The sequence below is a fragment of the Plantactinospora sp. GCM10030261 genome (assembly GCF_042666615.1).
Lineage (GTDB): Bacteria > Actinomycetota > Actinomycetes > Mycobacteriales > Micromonosporaceae > KBS50.
The window spans coordinates 132475-155305 of sequence record NZ_JBHTDD010000009.1 but is presented as its reverse complement, the minus strand read 5'-3'; the positions used below and the strand labels follow the sequence as shown (position 1 = coordinate 155305).

The window sequence follows — 22831 nt, the reverse complement described above, 5'->3', positions numbered from 1 at the left end:
GCATGGGCCGGTTCTCCGAGGATGAGTTGCAGGCGGTCGTCTCCCGGTATGAGGCGACGCGGGCCGCCGCGTTGACCGAGCGGGACGAGCAGCTGCGGGCGTTCCACGCGGCCGGCTGGCGGCCGGTGGACCTGCAGCGGGTCACCGGGTACAGCCGGGAGACGATCCGTCAGGCGCTCAGGCCGGAGGTCCGGCGGGCGACCAACATCAGCCGGCGCAGGGCATCGCCCCGGCCGCCGGCGGACTACCGGCCCTATGGTGACCGCAAGCCCTACCTGGTGGCCGAAACCCTCGCCGCGCTGCACGGCCCCACCGAAGGCACGGTGAGTCTTCCGCGGCATGTCGACTGGTCCGGGCACGCCGAGTACGACCTGAACCGGCCCGCACGCCTGGCCAGCATGTACAAGGTGGTGCTCACCGAAGCCAGTACCGTCGAGGATCTACACACCTGGCTCGATGCTGACCTCCTCCAGCGACTCTGGTCCACCCTCCGGCTGCCACCCCAGCTCCGCCAGCGCTGGGAGGACGCCTTTCCCGAACTCGCCGCGACCCGCAGCAACGCGGCGTAGCGGTGGACCCCTTCCACGAACGCCCCCCGCCCACGTGGCCCGCATATCGAACACCAGATCACCGCATAGCGAACGCGACTGGTTCCGCAGATCGAAAGAATGAGCCCTCGCAGATCGAAATGCACCCGCTATCATGACGCCGTGCCCACCTCGCACCTGATCCCCCGCCGCGCCGCCGCGCAGGTCAATGCTGCCCTGGCGGACACCCGCGTCGTCTTGATCAGCGGAGCGCGCCAGGCAGGCAAGAGCACCCTGGTTCGCCTCGTTGCCGGCGATCGTCTAGCCGAGCGCCGCGATCTTGATCGGGCTCAGGACCGGGCGGCGGCGATCGCCGACCCGGTCGGGTTCGTGGACTCCTCCGAACCTCTGGTCATCGACGAGATCCAGCGCGCTCCGGAACTCCTGTTGGCCATCAAGGCTGCCGTCGACGAGGATCCCCGTCCTGGCCGGTACCTGCTCACCGGATCATCACGGCGGTTCGGCATGGTGGCTGCCCCGGACGCGTTGCCCGGCCGGATGGAGACCGTGGAGCTCTGGCCGTTCTCCCAAGGCGAACTCGACGCAGCGCCGGACGGATTCGTCGACGCCGTCTTCGCGCTCGGCGCGGAGCTGCGACACGAGTCGGAGGTGACCCGCGCCGACTACGCGGCCCGAATCGTACGCGGCGGCCTCCCCGAGGCCACCACTCGCACCGACCCACGCCGCCGCCAACGATTCCTCGACGCCTACGTCCAGGCGCTCATCGACCGCGACGTCCGGCAACTGTCCGACATCCAGCACAAGGGCGAGCTACGCAAGCTGGTACGCCTGCTCGCGGCCAGATCCACGACCATCATCGCCGCCAACTCCCTCGAATCCGCCCTCGGGCTCAGTCGACCGACGATCGCCCGTTACCTCCAGGCCCTGGAAGAGATCTTCCTGATCAAACGGATCCCCGGCTGGTCCCGCAACCTGGGCACCCGCACCACCGCCGCACCAAAGCTGATCTTCGTCGACTCGGGCATCGCCGCCAACGAGATCGCGACCGACGCCCGGGCACTGCTCCGGCCGGGCGCACCGTTCGGCCCACTCCTCGAGTCATTCGTCCTGTCCGAACTCTCCCGCCAGCTCACCTGGTCCGCGCAGCCCGTCGACCTCTCTCACTACCGCGACCAGAGCAGGTACGAAGTCGACGCGGTGCTCGAGAACAGATCCGGCCAGGTGGTCGGGATCGAGATGAAGGCGGCCACCACCGTCGGACCCGACAACTTCCGCGGGCTACGCCGACTCGCCGACCGACTCGGCGAGGACTTCATCGCCGGCATCGTCCTCTACACCGGAACCTCCACGCTGCCGTTCGGCGACAGGCTCCGCGCAATGCCGGTCAGCGCCCTGTGGCAGGTTTCCGCCTCGACAACAGGCTGAGCCCGCTCACAAGTCGCTCCTCAGCCCCTCAGTGCTACCGAAGACCGAGAGGCGTGGCTGCTGATCTTCGGCAAGCGATCGCAACCGGATCGCACAACGGCCGGCACACGCAGCCAAGACGCACAGAGCCGCAGGTCATCGGACTGCGGACAGCCCCGGAGCGGCCGGTTAGGAAACCGATGCTCTATCCCCTGAGCTACGAGGGCGCGAGCGCCTAGTCTAGCGACCTGCGGGTTCACCTGGACTGGCAGGGAGTGGCCCACGTTCACCCACGTCACCCGGACCCCCGCTCGCCCGGCCAGGACCACACCTGGAGCGCACGAACCCCGGTTTGCGACCAGCGGTCGGAATCAGGGGGTTGCCCTACCAGCCGCCCACCACCTCGACGCCGGTTACTGGCAGATGGAACAACGGCCGCGCATGATCTGTCCTGGATCGTCAGGTGTGCTCCGCCGCTGGGTGGCGCGCGAGTCAATCCGCTGCGTCAGCCCACGGCCACTTAATCCATGGATTGTCATCGAGGTAAGCCGTCAACCTGGGGAACCGCTGCCTTACCCGGCTCTCGTCGGTCACTAGGGCACCATCCTTCCGACGGGATCTTGCGAGTATTTTCCTGTCGGAACTCGGCGAGGATCAGGAGATGGCCCGGATCGGTCGCCCTTCGAGGGCCAACATGACACCGCCACTCCTACCGAGCGCCACTACGACACCTTCGCCCGGCTGGCCGTCACCGACGGAGTAAGGTCCGACCCGACGAAGACGCGCTGCCACCAGGGCTGACCCGCGAGTGACGGCTCACGTCCCGGGGGCCGCGGTCACCCTTCGACGAGGACTATCCCTGCCGCTCCTCGGCCGTTGGCAACCGCTGGTCGGCTTGCCGTAGGTCCGCTTCCCGTCCGGGCTGCGACCACCACCACAGGACAGGCTGCCGCCGATCCCTGCGCGCCCGGCTGCCGTAAAGGCCCTCCTGGGTAGGGTGGGTGGCTGTCCGCGTCCCGTGGGAGGTAGATGATGACGGCGCAGCCATCTCGACCGACGTTCGGGCTGGACGACTTCGCGCTGGACGACCGGATGCGGCTGTTCGGTTACGTGACGGCAGAGAACCGGTTCGCCTACCTGTGGCTGCTACGGGCGTTCGACTCGGCACGGTCCAGCTACCACGTGGTGCTGCACACCTCCGACGTGGCCGCGGCGCTGGCGACGTTGCACGAGGCGGACGCCGACTGCCCGGACCCGGCCGGGCTGGAGTTGCCGCGACTGCTCGACGCCCTGGTGGAGTGGGGGGTACTCGACCGGGGGCAGGACGGTTCCCGGGCCACGACGCTGGCGGAGTATCGCAACCGGCACTCGGTGTACCAGTTCACCGAGGCCGGATACCGGGCGCACCGGGCGGTGGAGGCGGTGTTGTCGGCGAGCATGGACGACTCGACGTTGTCCCGGCTGGTCTTCGCCGACCTCCTCGCCGACCTCAACGCGCTCGCGGTGGCCAACGAGGCCGGGGACGCCGAGGAGGTCTACCGCAAGTTCAACCGGCTGGACCGGGCGTTGGCCGACATCGCCGAGCGGGCCGCGCGCTTCTATCACATGCTGGGTGACCTGGGGCGGACCAACGACGTGCGGCCGGAGGTGTTCCTGGCGCACAAGGACGCGCTGCTGGCGCACCTGCGGGACTTCCACGACGAGTTGCAGCGGTACACGCCCCGGCTGCGCGCGGCGGTGCACGAGGTCGAGGCGACCGGGCTGGACCGGCTGATCGAGGCGGCCGCCGAGGCCGACGAGCGGCTGTTCCACACCCCGGTGCAGCGGCTGGAGGACTGGCGGCGGCGCTGGGCGGGGCTGCGGTCCTGGTTGGCGCCGCCGGGCCCGGAGCAGCCCAGCGAGGCGGACCGGTTGTCGGACGCCACCATCGCCGCGATCGGTGACGTTCTGGCTCTGCTGCGCCGGGTCACCGAGGCGCGACGTGGTGGGGTCAGCCGGGAGTCGCAGTTGCGGCACCTGGCCGCGTGGTTCACCCACACCGGCACCCAGGAGGCCGCGCACGCCCTGTTCGACGTCGTGTTCGGCCTGGGTGCTCCGCGCCACGCCGGGGTGGCGCACCCGGATCCGGAGGCGATCGCCAGCCGGCTGTCGTGGTGGGAGGCGCCGGCGGTGGAGCTGTCCCGCACTCTGGTGACCACCGGCCGGTCACCGGGTCAGGGCCGGGGACGGCCGGCCCGGCTGGACCGGGTCGACGAGCGCCGGCACCGGCTGCGCGGCGATCAGCTCGCCCGGGAGCGCCGGTTGGCCGACGCGGCGACCGCGCTCGCTGATGTGGGCGTGGACGATCACCGGTTGGACGCATCGCAGATCCAGGTCTTGCTGCGTCTGCTCGACATCGCCCTCGCCGCTCGGGTGGGCGGCCGAGCCGGGGTGCCGCTGGCGGCCGCCGCGCACGGCGTGCGGCTGACCCTCACCCCGACGCCGGGCCGGTTCACCACGGTGCGCACCGCCGAGGGCCTGCTGCATCTGGACGGGTACGCGCTGACGGTCACCGCCGCGCAGCACACCGCGGTCCGCCGTCCCGAGTTGGTGCCGGCGTGACCGCGGAATCCAGCGCTCCCCGGCCGGTGGTCCACCGGTTCGCCGTCGACGTCCCGGAGTTGGAGTTGGCGGACTACCAGCGGGCGGTCCGGCTGGTCCTGCGCCACCCGCTGATCACGGCGACCTGGCCCGACGAGCGGGCGCTACCCCGGGCACGGCGGTTCGCCGCCACCCTGCGCCGGGATCTCGCCGAGGCGTTCGGGTACCGGTTGGAGCTGCACGGTGCCACGGCCCGGCTGGTACGGGCGAAGGACCGGCTCGACGGCACCCAGCCGGCGGTGTCGCGCACCGGGCGGCCGTTCGATCGGCAACGCTACGCGTACCTGTCGTTGTGCCTGGCGGTGCTGGGCCGCGCCGGGATCCAGATCACCCTCAGCGAGTTGGCCGACTCGGTGGCCGGCGACGCGAACCGGATCACCGGCCTGGGGTTGGATCCGGACCACGGCCCGGACCGGCGGGCGTTCGTGGACGCGGTCGGCTGGCTGGAGGAGCGGGGCGTGCTGCGGCTGGCCGACGGCTCCAGCGCCGCCTGGGCCAGTGACCCGGGCGCCGGGGAGGCGCTGTACGACGTGGCGCGGGACGTGGTGTTCGCGCTGTTCCGGCCGACCCGGGTGCTGCAGCACATCGACTCGGTGTCGGCACTGCTGGACCGGGCGGTGAGCAGCAGCGGCAATGCCGAGCGCAGGCAGGCGGCCCAGGCGGCCCGGCGAGCGGTGGTGGAGTCAGCGGTCGTCTACCACGCCGACGTCGAACCGGCGATCGCCAACCATCTGCGCGGCTCCGCGCTCGCCACCGATCTGGCCCGGCTGACGGGGCTCCGGGTGGAACGGCGGGCCGAGGGCGTGCTGCTGGTGGACACCGCCGGGTTCACCGCAGAGCGGTTCCCGGGTACTGGCTCGGTGGCGCAGGCCGCGGTGCTACTGGCGGTGGAAATGGCCGACCGGGTGACAGATCCCGACGGCCGCCGGGTCAAGCGGCTGCCCCCGCCCGACGGCGATGCCCGGCAGCAGGCGCTGGCGAGTCACATCGACGCCGGCCTGCCCGCGGCCACCCTGGTACGCCTCGATGACGCCGGTCCGGATAAGCCGTGGACCGCCGAGGACCGGGGTGACCACGACGAGGCCGACGGTGCCGGCCGGTTGCCGTTCATCACCGACAGCTTCCTGCGTACCGCCGTCGGGGAAATCCTCCAGCGGTACGGGACCGCGTTCGGGGCCCAGTGGCACACCGACCCGGACCGGCTGCGATTCGAGGCGGTCGCGCTGCTGGAACGCTTCGGCGCGGTCACCGCCGCGCCGGGCGGGGTGCTCGTCCGGCCGCTGGTGGGGCGGTACCGCCACACCATTGCCAAGGTCAAACCCCGCGCCACCACTGAAACCCTGTTCTGAGGAAGACCTTCGTGATCGAGCAACGCGCCGTCCGCCGGTTCGCCCCCACCCGGGCCGGGATCATCAACCTGTGGGACTACCGGGACGAGGAGTTCAGCTTCGTCGACGGGTGGCTGGTGTTGCGCGGGCCCAACGGATCCGGCAAGACCAAGGCGCTGGAGGTGCTGTTCCCGTTCGTCCTCGACGGGCGGATCGAACCGCGCCGGCTCAACCCGTTCGCCAGCGAGGACCGGACGATGAAGTCGAACCTGCTCTACCGGGGGCAGGAGGTCACCCACGCGTACGTGTGGATGGAGTTCGGCGACGGCGAGCGGTACGTGACCGTCGGCATCGGGTTGCGGGCCCACCGGCACGTCGACCGGGTCACCCGCTGGCACTTCGTGGTCGACGGCCGGGTCGGGGTGGACTTCTCGCTGCTGGACGCCGACGACCGGCCGCTGACCCGCCGCGACCTGATCGACCGGCTGGGCGCGGACGCGGTGCGGGACTCGGCGGAGGACTACCGCCAACTCGTCGACGGACGGCTGTTCGGCCTCGGCCCGGCCCGCTACGAGCAACTGCTGGATCTGGTGCTGACCCTGCGCAAGCCGCAGCTGGCCAAAGACCTGAACCCGGTCGAGTTGTCCCGCACGCTGCAACGGGGGCTGCGTCCGGTCGAGGACCACCTGCTGGTGGAGGCCGCCCGCTCGTTTGACGACATGGAGGCGGTCGCCCGTACCCTCGAAGGGCTGGTGGCGGCGGACGGTGCCACGGTCGCGTTCCTGACGGTGTACTCAACCTACCTGCGGACCCACGCGCGGGCCGCCGCCGACGCCCTGACCGCCCGCCGCGACGCGGTCGCCAGCCAGTCGAACGCACTCGATGACGCCTGTCACGCGGCCGACGCGGCGGCGGAGGCGGAGTCCGCGGCGGGTGAGCGGCTCCGGGCTGTCGAGGGCGAGCCCGGACGGCTCCGCGCCCACCTGGACAGTCTGAAGGCCTCGGCGGCGTACCAGTCCCACGAGCAGCTCGCCGACCTGCAACGGCACGTGCGGGACCTGGCCGAGGCGGCCGGGCGGGCCGACGAGGCCGTCGTCGCCGAGGAGAGCGCCGCGGCGCGGCGGCGTACCGAATCAGAACGGGCGACGGTCGCGGCTCGGGACACGCGGACAGCGGCCGACCGGCTCGCCGACGATCTCCTGCTCGACGCCGAGGCAGCCGGGATCACCTGGAGCGCCGACGACGCCGCCCCGGACGACCTGGCGGCCCGGATCACCGCGCGGGTCGCCGGCCGCCGCGACGACGTGCGCGCCGTCCGCGTGCAGCTGGCGCGGCACGACCAGGCCGACCGGGACCATGCCCGGTCCGCCGCCGACGCGGCCGGCGCCACGGCCGCCGCCGCCGACGCCGAGCAGGCCGAGCGGCGCGCCGAGGAGGCCGTCGCGCAGGCCCGCTCCCGGCTGCGCGTCCAGCTCGAACAGTGGGCGCAGGGCAACGCCGGGCTGCTGGCCGACCTCGCGCGCCCAGACCTGACCGAGGCGCTGGCCGCCGTCGTGGACACCACCGGCGAGCCGGGCGCGCGGACCCTGCGTGAGGTGTACGCCGAGGCCACAGCCGCCGCGGTGACCCAGCGCCGGGACCGGCTCGCGGCGTTGGCGGCGCGGCGGGCGGCGCTGGCCGGCCGGTGGGCCGAGGTAGCCGCCGAACGGGACCGGATCGCCGCCGAGCACGACGACGCGCCGCCGGTTCCGGTGACCCGGCCGGCGCCACGTGCCGGCCGACCCGGCGCGCCGCTGTGGCAGCTGGTCCGCTTCGCCGACGGGGTGAGCGGCGCGGACGCGGCATCCGTCGAGGCGGCGCTGCACGCGGCCGGCTTGCTGGACGCCTGGCTGCACCCCGATCCCGGGACCGCGGCGACCGCGCTGGCCGGCGACGACCTGGACGGCTACCTGCTGCCGCTGCCGCCGCACCGGCGGCCCTCCGGGTCCACCCTCGCCGACCTGCTGACCCCCGAGGACCAGGACGACGTGCCCGCCGCGCGAATCAGCGAGGTGCTCAGCTCGGTGCTGCTGGCCGACGTGACCACGCCCGACGCCACGTCGGTCACCATCGGCGTGGACGGCCGGTACGCCCAGGGCGTCGCCGCCGGCCGGTTCGCCAAGACCTCCTGCGAGTACATCGGCGCGACTGCCCGGTCCGCCCGCCGCGCCGCTCGGGTCGCCGAGTGCGACCGGCTGCTGGCAGTCATCGACGCCGACCTTGGCGCGGTGGACCGCGAGCGGGCGTCCGTCGAGGCGCTGCTGGCGGCGGTGGACGCCGCCGCCGGGCACCTGCCGGCGCCCGCGCCGGTCCACACGGCGCTGCGCGAGCTGGACCGGGCGGCCGCGACGCTGCGTGCCCGGCAGGAGGCCAGCGCTGCCGCCGCCGCCCGCCTCGACCAGGCCCTGGCCGAGCGGGCCGCCGCCGCGGCCGCGCTGCGCCGGAGCGCGGCCGAGCGGTCGCTGCCGGTCGACCGGCTCGACGACACCGCCGAAGCGGTGAGCCGCTTCGAGAAGCGAGGCGTACGCCTGGAGGGGGCGCGGACAGCCGCCATGCGCGCCGCGGAGCAGGAGGACCAGGCCCGGCAGCGCCACGACGAGGCCGTCGACCGGTTCACCGCAGCGGCGGAGACCGCTCGCACCGCCCGCGCGCGGCACCAGGAGAAGGCGGAGGCGTACCGGACGTTACGCGACAGCGTGGGCGCTGACGCGGAACAGGTACTGGCCGACGTGGCCCGGACCGCCGACGCGATCGTCGAAGCGGAGCAGACCGTCGAGCAGGCCCGTACCGCATTCGGCGCCGCCCGGGAGCAGCGGGTCGCCGCGCTGACCCGGGTGGAACTGGGTGAGCAGGCCCTGACTGCCGCCGTCACCGAGGCGCAGCACGACGCCCAGCGGCTGCGCCCGTACGCCCAGCCGGACCTGTTGGGTCTGTTGCGCTGCCCCACCGACCTACGCTGGCCGGCGCAGACCCCGGACGACGAGCTGCATCCGCAGGTGGCAGCCCTGCACGAGGCGATCCTCGCGGCCACCCGGGAGTTGAGCCCCACCGAGACATCGCTGAAGCAGAGCGCCACCCGGCTCACCGGCGCGCTGACCGATCTGCAGGCGCAGCTTCCCGCCGCCGGCCTCGACCACCGGCCCGAGTGGGACACCGACGACGGGGTGATCGTGGTCCGGGTCGCCGACGAGCAGGGCCTCACCCCCGTCGCCCACTTCGCCGACCGGATCGCCCGCGAGCGTCGCGACCAGGAGCAGCTATTGACCGACTCCGAGCAGCGGGTGCTGGAGGACGCCCTGCTCGGGCAACTCGCCCGGCAGATCCACTACCGCACCATCGAGGCTCGCGACCTGGTGGCGGCGATGGACAGCCAGATGCGCGCTCGGCGCATGTCTTCGGGGCTCACCGTTGGCGTCGGCTGGCGGCTCGCCGACGACCTCGACGCCGAGCAACGCGACGTCTGCAAGCTCCTCGAACGCGACCCGGCCCGGCTCGGGCCGGCCCAGCTCACCACCATGCGCCGGCACTTCGCCGCCCGGATCAAGACGGCGCGGGCCAGCGCGCCCGAACGGCCCTACCGGGAACTGCTCGGCGACGTCCTCGACTACCGGCAGTGGCGGACGTTCGCATTCACCCTGCACCGGCCCGGCGGCGGCACGGAGGCGCTGACCCGGGCCCGGCACAGCCAGCTCTCCGGCGGCGAACAGTCAGTCTCCCTACACCTGCCGCTGTTCGCCGCCGCCAACGCGCTGTTCGGTTCGGCGCGACCCGACGCACCCCGGCTGCTCGGCCTCGACGAGGCGTTCGCCGGCGTGGACGATACCGGCCGGGGTGAGCTGATGGCGCTGGCGAAACAGTTCGACCTGGACCTGTTCATGACCGGCTACGACCTCTGGGCCACCCACCCGGCGGTCAGCGGCGCCGCCCACTACGACCTGTCGCACTCCGCGGTGGAACACGCCGTGTCCACCGTGCTGCTGGTCTGGGACGGCTCGACCAACATCGCCGATTTCGACGGAACCCTGGCCCGGGCGCTCGGCTCCCCGGAGACCCGCCGCGCCCCCGGTGATCCGGACGGAACTGACCGGAGCGGCGTCCTGCTCGACCTCGCAGGCGAATGACCGACGGTCGCGGCGAACCGCCGTCGGATCGGGCCGCAGCACACCCGTCGCTCGTGCCGACCGGGCGGCACCGGCCGGACGGTCCGGCGGATCTCGTGGATCAGCCCGGCTGGCGGCGGTTGCTGGCGGCCGCCCGGCGCAGTATCGAACGCACCGGTGGCCGGCTCGACACCACCGTGACGCTCGCCACCCCCACCGACGACGAACGTCTCCTGGTCATCGGCATCACCGGCACCCACCGCTCCGCCGCTGCGGCCCGTCTCAGCGTCCGACTCAGCGACGTGGACGACCACCTACGCGCCGCCCACGGAGTCGGCCTGATCGAGGTGCTCGCCGCGACGGCCCCGCTGCGTAACCGACCGTCCGACCTCAAACGCGAGGCGGTGGCCCGCGACGCCGTCCTCGCTGTGGCCAACGACGGCCGGCACGCCAACACCGCGTGGTACGCCGAATGGCTCGACGGCCTGCGCCGCGACGGCACCCTGACCCGCGTCGTCCGCACCGGACTGCCGTTCGATGACGTGATCCGCGTTCTGGACGCGCTGCCCGCGGCCGGCGAGCCGATACCGGTCTTCGCCGACCGGGTGCTGGAGGACACGAAGGCCCTCACCGACGGGCCGCTGCGCGGGCTCGTCCTCCGTGCCGTCGCCACCTGGCAGCAGACGGCGCTCCCGGTCGACGGCGAGCGGGAACGGGCGTTGTGGGAATCGGTTGGTCTGGTCCCGGACGACCTCGCCAGCCAGGTGCTGGTGCTCAACGTACCGGCCACCGGCGGCCTGCTCGGGCGGTGGCTCACCGAGGCCGCGCAGGCCGGTGTGCCGATCCGGGTCACCCTGCACCAACTGCGCCTGGCACCGCTGACGCTGAACTGCGGCGAGGTCTACGTCTGCGAGAACCCTGCCGTGCTGCGCGCGGCCACCACCGCGCTCGGCGCCCAGGCCCCACCGCTGATCTGCACCGAAGGGGTGCCGTCGGTCGCCGTCCACACGCTGCTACGTGCCGCTCAGGGAGCGGTGATCCGATGGCGTAACGACTTCGACTGGACCGGCGTACGACTGACGGCGGCGGCTCTCCAGCGGTATCCGGGCGCGGTCCCGTGGCGGATGGCCGCAGCTGACTACCTGCCGGTGGCGGGCATCGGCACGGCACTGCTCGGTACGCCCACCCGGACGCCGTGGGACGAGTCGCTGGGCGAGGCGATGCGGCGCACCGGCCGAGCGGTGATGGAGGAACGGCTGCTCGATCGGCTCATCGCCGACCTACGCGCGGCCGAAGCCAGATAGCGGCTGGCAGGCGTTGCTCGTGAGTTGCACGCGGTTGCTTCCCGGTCCGAGGCGACACGGGCGCAGGCGTTGACCGAGCGGGGCGAGCAGCTGCGGGCGTTTCGTGCGGCCGGATGGCGGCCGGTGGATCTGCAGCGGGTCCCGGGATACAGCCGGGAAACTGTCCGTCAGGCGCGGGATCTGCACACCTGGCTCGACGCCGACCTGCTCCGGCGGCTCTGGCCCACCCGCCGGCTGCCGGGCCCTCGCAAAGGGTTCCGGCCCGAGCCGGACACCGAGGCCGGCCGAAGCGGTCTGGTCGTATCGTTGCGATGGTGAATCCGGCCAGTCGCCCCCCTCGCCACGCCGCTCTCCGCGGCGTCGTGTCGTGGTTCTGGTTGAGCCATCTCACCGGGCAACCGGGAGCGCACGTCGTGCTACCGAATGGCCGGGCACAGATCGTTGTCGACCTCCACGGCGGCACAGCGCTGCTGGTGGGCCCGCGTACGACCAGCGCGCGGGTGGAGATCTCCGGCACCACCGCAGGGCTGGCCCTCACTGCCGTCGGCCTGTCCCGCGTCGTTCAGGTGCCGGCTCACGAGCTGGTCGACGAGGTCGTTGACCTCCACGACTTCTGGGGTGGCAGTCGCTGGCTTCGGCGTCTCGAACACGCCCGCTCCGCTGAGGAGCTGTTGTCCGGCCTGGAGCGGGAGACCGTGTGCCACCTTCGGCCTGCGGCCCCGGATCCCCGGCTGGTCGCGGCCGAGCAGGCCATCCGCCGCGGCGTCGCGACAGGCTCCATCGCCGATGCAGTCGGGGCCGACCGGCGCTGGCTGGTGCCGAGGTTTCGCCAGGTCGTCGGCGTCGCGCCCAAGCACTACCAGCGAATCCTCCGCTTCCAAGCGGCACTGGGCGGCTTGCGGGTCGCGGATCCCGCGCAGCTCGCCGCCATTGCCGCCGATGCTGGCTACGCTGACCAGGCGCATATGTCCCGCGAGTTCACCGAGATGGCGGGAATCGCGCCCAGCCGGCTCCGCGGCGCGGCAACGGCCCAGATCAACCATGTGCCCCTGGATCTCGCCGGGGCCTGGACCGGCATCAACGGTCGTGGCTCAGCACGTTGATCACGTTGCCGTTCGGATCCTCGACGAAGAACCGGCGTACGCCCCAGCTCTCGGTGCTCAGGGGATGGACGATCCGGAACCCACCCGCCACCAGTCGGTCGTGGACATGGTCGACGTCCGCGACCTCGATCGTCGTCACCGGGCGAACCGGCGCCGTCGGGTCCTTCCGGATGAGGATCACCTGGTCGTTGGCAGCCGTTGGGGAGACGAAGGTCATCACCCACTCCAGATCCATCGCGAGTTCCAGCGAGAAGTGGTCCTCGTAGAATCGCACCGAGCCGTCGCGGTCGACCAACGGCAGGTCGGGAACGATCCGGGCCACAGACGCGGCTCCGGCACCCTCGGCGTCGATCGGGGGTACGGCGATGCCGCTCAGACGATTTCGGATCTCGTCATCGGAGAGCGACTCCGTGACGTGACTGACGATCCACAGGTGCCCGAAAGGGTCCTCAAGACGACCCTCGCAGCGTCCATAGGGTCGGTCCTCGACCGGCACGATCACGACCGCACCGTGCTCGACCATCCGCTCACCTTGCCGCCGAGCGTCCGGCACGGCAAGCGTGAGGAGCGTCGGGGTCCCGCCAACCGCCGCCGGACTCAGCAGACCCCACCCGGCAACCTCCGCGGTGAGTGAGAACCGCGCCTCACCGACGGCCAGTTCCGCGTGTGTGACGGAGCCGTCCCCGAGCACGAACCGCGCCACGACGTCCGCTCCCAGGGCTTTGCGATAGAAGGTGATGGCCGCGTCCGGATCAGGGACCACCAACCGTGGCGTCATCGTCGTCGTCATGCACCCACTGTCGCTGCCTGTCGACCCCAGGTCTTGAAGATTCTGTCGGGATCAGAGGCCGGGCGGGGACCGGACCGCCACCGTGATCTCGCGATCGGGCTGAGGACAAACGCTCGACGTGGCTGCCCTCGCCGGCCGGTGTCAGAATGGCGCGATGACGCTTCGAGGGACGAAACACGCGGCGGTCCTCGGACTCGGGCTCGTGGTCCTGGTCGCGGGCGGTTGCAGTGGTGGATCGGACACCACCGGCGCGCCACCGCCGGCGGCCACGAGCAGCGCCAACGCGTCGTCGCCAGCGGCCACGAGCAGCCCCAACGCGTCGTCGCCAGCCACCGCCTCACCTGCGCCGCAGCCGAGCACTTCGGCGAGCGCCACGACGACCCCCGGCGCCGCACCGAGCGGGAGCGAGAAGCCGTCCGCGGGCAGCGACGGCATGCTCAAGAACGGCGAGTCCGGCCCGGAGATCGTGGCGCTCCAGCGGCGGCTCGCCGAACTCGGCTACTGGAACGGCACCGCGGACGGGGAGTTCGGACACCTCACGACGCAGGCCGTGTACGCCTTGCAGAAGGCCGCCGGGATCGGCCGCGACGGCGCCGTCGGTCCGAAGACGCGCAAGGCGCTCGACCAGGGTGTCCGGCCGAAGGCGAAGAGTAGGAGCGGTCACCGGATCGAGATCGATCTCAAGCGGCAGCTTCTCATGATCGTCGACAACGGCCGGGTCACCAGGACCTTCAACACGTCAACCGGTTCGAACGAGAACTACCAGCAGGACGGCAACACCTATCTCGCCACCACCCCCACCGGGAAGTTCACAGTCAGCCGTCAGATCGACGGCTGGCGGCACGCCCCGCTCGGTGAGCTCTACCGTCCCAAGTATTTCAACGGCGGCATCGCGGTCCACGGGGCGTACAGCATCCCGCCCTATCCCGCGTCCCACGGCTGCGCCCGGCTGTCCATCGCGGCCATGGACTGGCTCTGGAAGAGCGGTGAGCTCCCGGTCGGCACGTCGGTCTGGGTCTACTGAGGTCACCCGCGCCCTGTCGGTGACCGGGGACGGCCAGAAGAAACGCCCGGCGCACCCGACCCGGTCCGCCGGCGTGCCGCACCGGGTTCAGGAGGGCCGGACTCTGAGCAGGTAGTCGTCGGCGTCCGGGCTCCACTGGAGGTCGACCACACCGGCCGTCGCGGCGGCCTTGCAGAACTGGAGGAAGCTGCGGTAGCCGAGCTTCTTCTCGCTGAAGTCTGGTCGAGCCCGCCGCATCTGGTTCTTCAGCCCGGACAGCGCCACCTCGCCGTCGCGACCGGCGAGGTCCTGCATCACCGAGCGCAGCAGCGAGAAGGCCACCTCCTGGTCCCCGTGCTCGGGTAGCGAGACCTCCGGGTCGCCCTTGGCGGGTCCTTCGGTCAGCTCGATGGCGCGGTTGCGGGCGAGGTGCCGCAGGAGTTCACCGAAGGTGCGGAACCCGTAGTCGGACTGACTGAACGTCGGGTCCTTGCGCAGCAGGGTGCGCTTGAGCTGGGATGCGGTCACCTCGCCGCCGGAGCTGCCCTGCAGGCCGGCGACGGTCTGGACCACCAGGACCACAAGCGACTCGACGTCTCGGGCCGGCTCCTCGGGGACCGGGTGCGGCTCCGGTTCGACCCGTTCGGCCCGCTGCTGTTCCGGGCGGGTCGTTCCGGCGGGTCGCGCTGGTCGGCGTTCGCGTGTCGGCGTGAGGTCGACACCCTCCAGCCGGTCGTAGTACAGGAACTCGTCGCAGGCCGGTGGGAGCAAGGCCGAGGTGGACTTCTCCACCCCCACGCCGATCACCTGCTTGTTGAGTTCGCGCAGCTTGTGCACCAGGGGGGTGAAGTCACTGTCACCGCTGCAGATCACGAAGGTCGAGATGTAGTCCCGTTCGAACGCCAACTCGATGGCGTCGACGGCCATTTTGATGTCGGCGGCGTTCTTGCGCGACACGCCCATCCGCTGCGGGATCTCGATCAGTTCGACGTGGGACCGGGTCAGCATCCGGCGGTCCTCGTCGAAGTACGACCAGTCGGCGTACGCACGCCGCACCACCACCCGCCCCCGCTCGGCGAGCGCGTCGGCGATCGGGCGGAAGTCGAACGTTCCGCTACCAAGGTGGTCCCGTGCCCCCAGCGCCAGGTTCTCGTAGTCGAGGAACAGGGCGATCCGGTCTTCTTGATCCACGGAAGCAGCGTACGCCCGGGGGCGGCTCAACAGGCCGAGGTCACCGGCATGGCAGGCGAAGCGCGGCGGGCGGGCAGGTGCCTCGGTGCCTTAGCCTGGCCCGGTGGCGGAACCCGCGGTGCGTATCGTCGATGCCTGCCTCCGGGACGGTCGGGGCGGCAGTCCGACCGCGGTTGTCGACGAATCCGCCTGGGCGGCCGGCCGGCGGCATCTGATCCCGCCGGCCGAGCGCAGCCAGGTGCCGCTCCGCTTCGGCACGTCACACGCGGTGTTCGTGACCGAACCGGCGGACGGTGACCCGACTCGCCCGGTGGACCTGCGCTTCTTCACCGCGGAGGGGGAACTGCCGGCCTGTGGCCACGGCACCGTGGCGGCCCTGACCTTCCTGGCCGGGCGACGACATCGCGAGGTCCGGCGGCACGTCGGCCACCGGTGCCAGAGCCAGGACATGAGGTACGAGTTCCAGGTGCGGGTGTCGGGTCGTACCTTCGTCGGCCACGCCACCCCGGACGGCGACCGGTTCCGCGCCGCGTTCGATCCCGGCCCGGTCACCGTACGCGAACCCACCTCGGTCGAGATCGACCTGGTCCTGGCCGCGCTCGGCGTGCGCACCGACGTGGTCGCCCCCGGAGCGTGCGTCGCGTCGCTGGGACGGGCCCGAATGCTGGTCCCGCTGGACACCCCCGAGGCCGTCGCGGCCCTCGCCCCCGACCTGGGTCGGCTCCGCGCCGCCTGCGACCGGTTCGGGCTGCTGGGCTGCTACGTCTATTCGCGGCCGGCGGTCCACCCCTGCCGGAACGACAGGACCCACGCCCGCCGGAGCGGAAATGTGGACGCGGCCGGTCGGCTGACGGCCCGGATGTTCGCCCCGTCGATCGGGGTTCCCGAGGACATCGCCAACGCCAACAGCACGGCCTGTCTCGCCGCCCACCTGGCTCGGCAGGGGGTCACCGACCTGACCGTCGACATGGGTGACGCGCTCGGGAGTCCGGCCAGTGTCACCGCGACCGCACGCCGGGTTCCGACGGGCGTGTCGATCCTGGTCGGCGGCGTGGCCAGCACCGGTCGCACCGGCTGACCGGCGTGGCCGGGCGCGCCGGGACGTCACCGGGATGGTCCTCGACGGTCCGCCGGACTGGTGGATGGCTCGACCAGGCTGGATGTCGCGGTCAGACCCGCCTATCCCCGACTGAGGTCCCCGTGCGGGTGCGGCCGGCCATAGGCGGCGAGGAAGACCCGGACCGCCTCGTCCGCCCACCGGTGCAGCTCCGCCTCTTCGTACGCCTCGCGGACGCCGAACATCGCCTCATTGAGCGGGACCGACAGGATGAGGTAGTTGAGATGCTGTGCGGCGAGTAGCGGATCGGCCGCCACGAGTAGGCCCCGCTCGGCGAGACGCGTGATGACCCCGGCGAGGGTGGCGTGGCCGCGTTCGGGAGCGGCGCGGTGCCAGGCGCGGGCGAGGTCGGGAAAGCGGCCGGCCTCTCCGATAAGCGTCCGGCGCAGCCGGACGAGGTGTGGCCGGGTCACCGTGGTGATGTGCTCACGGGCGAAGGCGCGCAGGTCGCGCGGGAGGTCGTCGGATTCGGCGAGCGCCGACAGGGCGGCCAATCCGGTCCGTTCCGCCTCGGCGATGGCGTCGGTGATGACCGCCATGAAGAGGGCCTGCTTGTCGGCGAAGTGCGCGTACACCGTCACCTTCGACGCGCCGGCCCGGGCGGCGACCCGGTCCACTCCGGCGCCGACGTAGCCGTGCTCCAGGAACTCCGCCAGCGCGGCGGAGAGGATGGCTCGGCGTTTTTCGTCCTTTCTCATCGCCGGACTGTACTGTACTGTTCAGTTCATGCCAAGCGTCACCGCACCGGACGGCACCCGCATCGCGTACGAACGCGCCGGGTCCGGCCCGCCGCTGATCCTCATCGACGCCGCCGGTCACTTCCGGGCCAACAGCCCGCTGGACGAACTCGCCGACCTGCTGACCGCCGACTTCACCGTCTACCGCTACGACCGCCGAGGCCGCGGCGACAGCACCGACACCCCGCCGTACGCGCCCGCCCGCGAGGTCGAGGATCTCGCCGCCCTTGTCGACCACGCCGGGCCGCGGGTCTCGCTGTACGGATACTCGTCCGGCTGCCTGGTGGCCCTGCACGCCGCCGCGGCCGGCCTCGACGTGCACCGGATGGCCCTGCTGGAACCACCCATCGATCCCGCCGAGGACTCGACCGAGCAGCACGCCTTCATCATCAAGCTGCGGGAACTGACCGGTGAGGACGCGGTCTCCTACTTCCTGACCACGATCGGCGTACCCCCGGACATGGTGGACACCATGCGCGGCACCCCGCACTGGCGGGCCATGGTGTCGGTCGCGCACACCCTCCCGTACGACGGTCTGCTCAGCGCGGCTGTCGACGCCGACCTGCTCGCCCGGGTCACCGCGCCGACGCTGGTCCTGGACAGCACGGGCAGCACCGACGATCTCACCGGCATGGCCGCCACCGCGGCGGCCATGCTGCCCAACGCGGTACATCGTAGTCTGGCCGGTGAGTGGCACGGGGTGCCGGCCGCGACCCTCGCCCCGGTCGTGGCGTCCTTCCTGCGCTGAGCGTCGCGACCGCGGCCCGCCATGGCCCTGTCTGTCCGGCTGCGCCAGTCCTGCGAACGCGGGCAGACAGCCGAGGAGGCCACGGATGCCACGATCCGTCGCCTCCTCGGGCCGAGCTGGTGTCAGTGGTGGCGCCGGCCATAGGTGCCGGCCACGAGCGCCACCCCGACCACCGCGAACAGGAGCTGGATGAGCAGCTCGATCCAGTCGATCCCGGGCGTGTCGGCGACGCCGAACGCTCCGGCGACAAGCGTGCCGAGGATCGCCGCGAGCACACCGACCAGCAGGGTGAGGATCAGACCGATCTTCTGCTTCCCGGGCAGGATCAACCGGGCGAGGGCACCGATGATCAGCCCTATGACGATCGCGGTGAAGAAACCGGTGATTTCCACGAGAGCCGTCCTTTCAAGGGGTGAAACGTCGGCTATCTGGTGCCCCAACCCGCGAACCGGCAAAACTGTCGATCGGCACCCGGACCGGATTGTCACACGACTGTCATGGGCTGTCGGGAGGCGCCGCGCCAGATCTGTCAGCGCGGCGCGATCAGGATCGCGTAGTCGGCGGCCGTCAACGGTTGTGTGGTCAGCGACCCGTCCGCCCGAGGCACTCCCAGCGGACGACCGTCGAGCCGGAACGACACGCTCGACACATCGTCCCGGCTGGTGAGCGTGCAGACGACCTGGCCGAAGGCGAGCACCGCATCGCTGCGGCCCGTCCCCTCACCGATCTCGGCGACGCTCACCACCGCGTGCCCGCCCGCCAACTCGATCCGGGTGGCGTCGATGGCCCCCGGCAGGGCGCTGGCGAGTTGCCTGTCACGCTCGGCGGCGGTGGGGCCGGCGACCAGGTCGCGCAGGTGGTTGTCGGCATCGGCCGGATCGGCGATCCGGCGGACCACCGACACCAACTGGTCGTCGCGGACGAAGCAGAGTTCCTCGGTCACCCCGCCCACCGAGGCGGACGGGTCGGCCGTCGCGGTGGCCGACGCGAACACGGGTCCGCGCGGGGGCTGCACCGCACGTGGAGCGTCCTCCGTCGGCACCCCGCATGCGGTCAGGGCCGCGACCAGGACCGCCACAACGGCGTACCCGCGGATCACCGCAGCCCGCCCGGCAAGGCTCATGGCGGGCTCCCGGGCGGCATCATGGCAGGCTCTCCGGCAACGTGACCCGGAAGCGGGCACCGCCGCCGGGTCGATCGGAGACGCCGACCGACCCACGATGCGCGGCCGCGTGCTGGGCGACGAGCGCCAGCCCCAGGCCGGTGCCCTCCCCCGCCCCCCGGGTGTGGGACACCCGACCCCGCACGAACCGGTCAAAGATGGCTTCCCGGTCGCCGGCCGGTACGCCAGGACCCGCGTCGTCGACCTCCAGCACCCCGGTGTCGCCAACCCGGGCCAGCCGTACCGCGACCGGACCCGTCCCATACGTGACGGCATTGTCCAGCAGGTTGGCCAGCACCTGCGCGACCCGCCGCCGCTCCACCCGCCACCGCACGGGTGTTCCCGGGTCCACCTGGACGAGGGAGTCCGGCAGCTCCCGGTCGCGGCATGCCTCGCGGGCCAGATCCTCGACGTCCACCGGCGCGCGGTGCGCCGGCTGATCGCTGCGCGCCAGGTCCAGCAGGTCGTTGACCAGCCGCTGGAAGCGGTCGACCTCGTCGGCCACCAACCGGGCGGCGGTGGCCGTACGCTCGTCGTGGTCGGGTCGGCGGCGGGCCAGGACACTCGTGGCCGCGGCCAGCGTCTGCAGTGGCGACCGCAGTTCGTGGCTGACGTCGGCGGCGAACCGGCGGTCCCGCTGGATGCGCCGGGCGAGCTGGTCCACCATGTGGTTGAACGAGGTGGACAGCCGGGCCAGGTCCGGATCGGTGGCGGGATCCAACCGCGTCGTGAAGTCGCCGGCGGCGATGCTCTCGGCGGCGTCGGTGACCGCTGTCAACGGGCGCAGGCCGTGTCGGGTGGCGTACCAACCGAGCGTCGCGCCCGAGCCGGCGACCACGATGGCCACCGCGGTCAGCACCAGGCCCAGGATCTGGAAGCTCTGCTCCAGGTCCCGCAGCGAGTTGACCTCGTAGTAGGTCGACCCGCGCGACACCGGCACCCCGACCAGCAGGACCGGTTGGCCCTCCACCCGCACCCGCTGCACCGCCGGCTCCCCGCTCTCGACGAGCTGTCGCAGGTCGCCGGGGATGGCGGCGGTGATGCCCGAATCGGGCAGCCGGGCGTACCACTTGCCGTCGCGACGGAGCACCGCACGCCGGGTCCCACCCGTGTCCAGCGTCCGCAGCACCTCGAGAATGTCGGGGTTGTCGGTATCCAGACCGGACTCCACCACGCCGGCGTCGAAATATGCGGCGCGCACCGCGGTACGTTCCCGCTCGGTCAGCAGGGATCGACGGGTCAGCTCGTAGGAGACCAACGCCATCGACGCGGCCAGCACCAACGCGCCGACGGCGAACGCGGCGGTGACCCTGGCTCGCAGTCCGAGGCGTTTCATCGCTGCAGCTTGTAGCCGAGGCCCCGGAGGGTAACCAGGTGGCGCGGGTTAGCCGGGTCCGCCTCGATCTTCTGGCGCAACCGTCCCACGTGGACGTCCACCACCCGCTCGTCACCGCTCTCGTAGCCCCACACGCGTTGCAACAACTGCTGGCGGGAGAGCACCCGGCCGGCGTGCTCGGCCAACTCGCAGAGCAGCCGGAACTCGGTGCGGGTCACCCCGACGGGCCGGCCGGCGCGGCGCACCTCCCCCGCCTCCGGGCTGATCTCCAACTCCCCGAACACCTGCACGGGGATCGGGTCCACCGGCCCGCGGGCCCGCCGGCGCAACGCGCGCAGCCGAGCGGTCAGTTCCTCGATCGCCACCGGTTTGACCACATAGTCGTCGGCGCCAGCCTCCAGCGCGGCGACGACGTCGTGGGTGTTGTCCCGGGCGCTGACCACGACGATCGGGACATCGTCGTCGCGCCGCACCTGCCGGATGCACTCGAAGCCGTCCAAGCCCGGCAGCATCAGGTCGACCAGGACGTAGTCGGCCGGGTCGCGCCGCTGCGCGCGTAACCCCTCCTCGGCGGTCCCCGCACCCCGGGCGAGGTAGCCCTCGTCCTCCAGGGCGAGCAGCATCGCCAGCCGGATGCGGTCGTCGTCCTCGATCACCAGTACGGACGTCATACCCGAATCATGCCCATCGGCTGCTGGCCCACCTAACGGCGTTCGGCGTACGCGAGATCTGTCACGCAACTGTCACACATCCGTGCGGTCGCCGCCAAGCCGAGGCAGCAGGGTGATGGACGACCCGGATTCACCGCGAAAGGGGCAGCAGTGGGTTCGCCGCAACCGCCCGACTCCACCCAGTGCACCGTGCCGTTGGTCGAAGTCTGCGTCACCGACTTCGACCTGGCCCGGCTGCCCGAGACAACGGTGGTGTTCGACCGGCTGATGGTGCTGCGTCCCGGACAGGTGGTGCTGGACCTTTCCGGCTGCGGGCACATCGACGCCGCCGCTATCGGACTGCTGCTCGACGTGCACCGCCGGCTGGTCCGGGCCGGCGGGAGCCTCACCATCCGTGACCCGGGCCCCCACGTCCAGGACATCCTGCGATCCACCGGACTGCACCGGGTGCTACCGATGGTCACCCGACCGGCGCCCGTCGTAGCCGGGTGCGGTACGGCCGGCGCCCTGCCGGCATCGAGTGAACGACCGGGAGGTACGCGGCCATGACCGTGGTTCCGGACGACGAGCGAATGACCCTGATCTGTGACCGATGCGGCGACACCATTTCCGGCACGGCGCGGGTGCTTCCGGACGCCGAGGTCGTCTGGACCCTGGTGTCCGAGCACGGCTGGAGCGGTTCCCCGTTCGCGACGGGCCCGCACCACTGCCCCCGGTGCAGCGTGTTGCCACCGGATCCGCCACTGGCCCGGGCTCGCGCGCAGCACCGCAACCGCAACCGCCTGCGGCACCGCGATCGCGACCGCGGTGGGATCGGCGTCGACCGGATCGCCGGGATCACCGTCGTCACCGCCGCCGGCGACGTCGACGCCGAGTCCGCCGACAGCCTGCGGAACGCGTTGCAGGGGGCCATCCAGGCCGGCGGTCACATCGTGGTCGACCTGACCCGGGTGCATCTGATCGACCCCACCGGGCTGGGGTTGCTCGTCCGGGCCCACCGCGACGCCCGCGACCGCGGCGCCGCGCTGGCGCTCGCCGCACCATCCCGATTCGTCCGGACCGTCCTGCACACCATGCGCCTGGACGGCGTATTCCCGATCTTCGACAGCCGCGCCGAGGCGCTGGCCCGGATCTCCCGACGGCGCGCCGCGTTCGGGTCGAGCACCGGCACCCGAGCTACCGGGCGGCGGACGAAACCCGTGGCCGTGTCCCGGCCCCGGAGTTCGACTCCGGTCGATCCGCCCCGCATCGCACCGTGACCCCTCACCACGGAGAGGACATATCTCGTGGTCATGCCCTGGCCGATGCCCGATGACCGGTACTGGCCGTCGGAGCCCGTGCCCCCCGAGCCGGACGCCGGAGACATGCGGCTCGCCGCGTCGGTCGCGCACTGGCTGAACACCGACGACGCTACCCGGGAACAGCGCATCACCGTGACGGTCCAGAATCGGGTCGTCATCCTCACCGGCGTGGTGGCCGATCGGCAGGTCCGGCAGGTCGCCGGCAACCTGGCCTGGTCGGTGCCCGGGGTGTTCGACGTCTGCAACGCGCTGCGAAGCTCCGACGGCCGGCCGATCCGGTAGCCGGGTCGGGCGCCTGTTGCGTCCGAA

The 22831-nt window shown here is 71.9% G+C and carries 22 protein-coding genes; 14 read left to right on the top strand and 8 right to left on the bottom strand.

All coding sequences use genetic code 11. From position 1 onward, the window contains the following. The first annotated feature begins 2 nt into the window (after nucleotides 1-2). The 8 genes from ACFQUZ_RS13695 (at nucleotide 3) to ACFQUZ_RS13660 (ending at nucleotide 12466) form a co-directional block, all read left to right on the top strand. Complete coding sequence (locus ACFQUZ_RS13695; RefSeq protein WP_377441897.1) at nucleotides 3-569, top strand: hypothetical protein; 567 nt, start codon at nucleotides 3-5, stop codon at nucleotides 567-569. A gap of 141 nt (nucleotides 570-710) precedes the next feature. Further along, nucleotides 711-1973 (top strand): ATP-binding protein, encoded by a 1263-nt coding sequence (locus ACFQUZ_RS13690; protein WP_377441895.1) that lies wholly within the window; start codon nucleotides 711-713, stop codon nucleotides 1971-1973. A gap of 1011 nt (nucleotides 1974-2984) precedes the next feature. Next, nucleotides 2985-4553: a TIGR02677 family protein gene (locus ACFQUZ_RS13685; RefSeq protein WP_377441893.1), complete on the top strand. Its 1569-nt coding sequence runs from the start codon at nucleotides 2985-2987 to the stop codon at nucleotides 4551-4553. Then, nucleotides 4550-5941, top strand: coding sequence for a DUF2398 family protein (locus tag ACFQUZ_RS13680; RefSeq protein ID WP_377441891.1), 1392 nt, complete (start codon nucleotides 4550-4552; stop codon nucleotides 5939-5941). Before ACFQUZ_RS13685 ends, ACFQUZ_RS13680 begins: the two co-directional genes overlap by 4 nt. An 11-nt stretch (nucleotides 5942-5952) precedes the next feature. After that, on the top strand, nucleotides 5953-10080 hold the full coding sequence (locus ACFQUZ_RS13675; protein WP_377441889.1) for a TIGR02680 family protein: 4128 nt from the start codon (nucleotides 5953-5955) through the stop codon (nucleotides 10078-10080). Between the two features lie 53 nt (nucleotides 10081-10133). Further along, entirely contained in the window at nucleotides 10134-11363 is a 1230-nt protein-coding gene (locus tag ACFQUZ_RS13670; protein ID WP_377441887.1) for a TIGR02679 family protein, read from the top strand. 123 nt (nucleotides 11364-11486) lie between these two features. After that, nucleotides 11487-11681: a hypothetical protein gene (locus tag ACFQUZ_RS13665; RefSeq protein WP_377441885.1), complete on the top strand. Its 195-nt coding sequence runs from the start codon at nucleotides 11487-11489 to the stop codon at nucleotides 11679-11681. Further along, nucleotides 11675-12466, top strand: a complete 792-nt coding sequence (locus ACFQUZ_RS13660) for a helix-turn-helix domain-containing protein (protein WP_377441883.1) — start codon at nucleotides 11675-11677, stop codon at nucleotides 12464-12466. The genes ACFQUZ_RS13665 and ACFQUZ_RS13660 overlap by 7 nt, the downstream gene beginning before the upstream one ends. Here ACFQUZ_RS13660 and ACFQUZ_RS13655 read toward each other — a convergent pair. Further along, entirely contained in the window at nucleotides 12441-13256 is an 816-nt protein-coding gene (locus tag ACFQUZ_RS13655; protein ID WP_377441881.1) for a VOC family protein, read from the bottom strand. The genes ACFQUZ_RS13660 and ACFQUZ_RS13655 overlap by 26 nt on opposite strands. Nucleotides 13257-13397: 141 nt before the next feature. After that, nucleotides 13398-13691 carry a hypothetical protein gene (locus tag ACFQUZ_RS13650; protein WP_377441879.1) on the bottom strand — a complete coding sequence of 98 codons (294 nt, stop codon included), beginning with the start codon at nucleotides 13689-13691 and terminating at the stop codon, nucleotides 13398-13400. Here ACFQUZ_RS13650 and ACFQUZ_RS13645 point away from each other — a divergent pair. Next, a complete protein-coding gene (locus ACFQUZ_RS13645; protein ID WP_377441877.1) occupies nucleotides 13690-14280 on the top strand; it encodes a L,D-transpeptidase family protein in 591 nt (196 codons plus the stop codon). The genes ACFQUZ_RS13650 and ACFQUZ_RS13645 overlap by 2 nt on opposite strands. Before the next feature lie 87 nt (nucleotides 14281-14367). Here the strand turns inward: ACFQUZ_RS13645 and ACFQUZ_RS13640 are convergent, their stop codons facing one another. After that, nucleotides 14368-15450 carry an NYN domain-containing protein gene (locus tag ACFQUZ_RS13640; RefSeq protein WP_377441874.1) on the bottom strand — a complete coding sequence of 361 codons (1083 nt, stop codon included), beginning with the start codon at nucleotides 15448-15450 and terminating at the stop codon, nucleotides 14368-14370. A gap of 103 nt (nucleotides 15451-15553) precedes the next feature. Between ACFQUZ_RS13640 and ACFQUZ_RS13635 the strand changes: the two genes are divergently transcribed. Next, complete coding sequence (locus ACFQUZ_RS13635) at nucleotides 15554-16528, top strand: PhzF family phenazine biosynthesis protein (protein WP_377441872.1); 975 nt, start codon at nucleotides 15554-15556, stop codon at nucleotides 16526-16528. A gap of 101 nt (nucleotides 16529-16629) precedes the next feature. On the opposite strand, the gene ACFQUZ_RS13630 is transcribed toward ACFQUZ_RS13635, so the two are convergent. Next, the gene (locus ACFQUZ_RS13630) at nucleotides 16630-17265 is read right to left on the bottom strand and encodes a TetR/AcrR family transcriptional regulator (protein WP_377441870.1); all 636 of its coding nucleotides are present in this window, start codon (nucleotides 17263-17265) and stop codon (nucleotides 16630-16632) included. A 28-nt stretch (nucleotides 17266-17293) separates the two neighbouring features. Here ACFQUZ_RS13630 and ACFQUZ_RS13625 point away from each other — a divergent pair, with 28 nt between their 5' ends. Further along, nucleotides 17294-18052 (top strand): alpha/beta fold hydrolase, encoded by a 759-nt coding sequence (locus ACFQUZ_RS13625; RefSeq protein ID WP_377441868.1) that lies wholly within the window; start codon nucleotides 17294-17296, stop codon nucleotides 18050-18052. Nucleotides 18053-18174: 122 nt separating this feature from the next. Here the strand turns inward: ACFQUZ_RS13625 and ACFQUZ_RS13620 are convergent, their stop codons facing one another. The 4 genes from ACFQUZ_RS13620 to ACFQUZ_RS13605 all read right to left on the bottom strand — a co-directional run bounded on the left by ACFQUZ_RS13620 (nucleotide 18175) and on the right by ACFQUZ_RS13605 (nucleotide 21221). Continuing rightward, a complete protein-coding gene (locus ACFQUZ_RS13620; RefSeq protein WP_377441866.1) occupies nucleotides 18175-18444 on the bottom strand; it encodes a GlsB/YeaQ/YmgE family stress response membrane protein in 270 nt (89 codons plus the stop codon). Nucleotides 18445-18581: 137 nt separating this feature from the next. Beyond that, on the bottom strand, nucleotides 18582-19175 hold the full coding sequence (locus ACFQUZ_RS13615; RefSeq protein WP_377441864.1) for a GerMN domain-containing protein: 594 nt from the start codon (nucleotides 19173-19175) through the stop codon (nucleotides 18582-18584). 19 nt (nucleotides 19176-19194) lie between these two features. Beyond that, on the bottom strand, nucleotides 19195-20550 hold the full coding sequence (locus ACFQUZ_RS13610; RefSeq protein ID WP_377441862.1) for a sensor histidine kinase: 1356 nt from the start codon (nucleotides 20548-20550) through the stop codon (nucleotides 19195-19197). Then, nucleotides 20547-21221 (bottom strand): response regulator transcription factor, encoded by a 675-nt coding sequence (locus ACFQUZ_RS13605; protein ID WP_377441860.1) that lies wholly within the window; start codon nucleotides 21219-21221, stop codon nucleotides 20547-20549. Before ACFQUZ_RS13605 ends, ACFQUZ_RS13610 begins: the two co-directional genes overlap by 4 nt. Nucleotides 21222-21371: 150 nt before the next feature. Between ACFQUZ_RS13605 and ACFQUZ_RS13600 the strand changes: the two genes are divergently transcribed. Genes ACFQUZ_RS13600 through ACFQUZ_RS13590 form a run of 3 tightly spaced genes read left to right on the top strand, consistent with a single transcriptional unit; the run spans nucleotide 21372 to nucleotide 22804 of the window. Next, nucleotides 21372-21770 carry an STAS domain-containing protein gene (locus tag ACFQUZ_RS13600; RefSeq protein ID WP_377441858.1) on the top strand — a complete coding sequence of 133 codons (399 nt, stop codon included), beginning with the start codon at nucleotides 21372-21374 and terminating at the stop codon, nucleotides 21768-21770. Beyond that, a complete protein-coding gene (locus tag ACFQUZ_RS13595) occupies nucleotides 21767-22480 on the top strand; it encodes an STAS domain-containing protein (protein ID WP_377441856.1) in 714 nt (237 codons plus the stop codon). The genes ACFQUZ_RS13600 and ACFQUZ_RS13595 overlap by 4 nt, the downstream gene beginning before the upstream one ends. A gap of 27 nt (nucleotides 22481-22507) precedes the next feature. After that, nucleotides 22508-22804, top strand: a complete 297-nt coding sequence (locus ACFQUZ_RS13590) for a BON domain-containing protein (RefSeq protein ID WP_377441854.1) — start codon at nucleotides 22508-22510, stop codon at nucleotides 22802-22804. The last annotated feature ends 27 nt before the right edge of the window (nucleotides 22805-22831 follow it).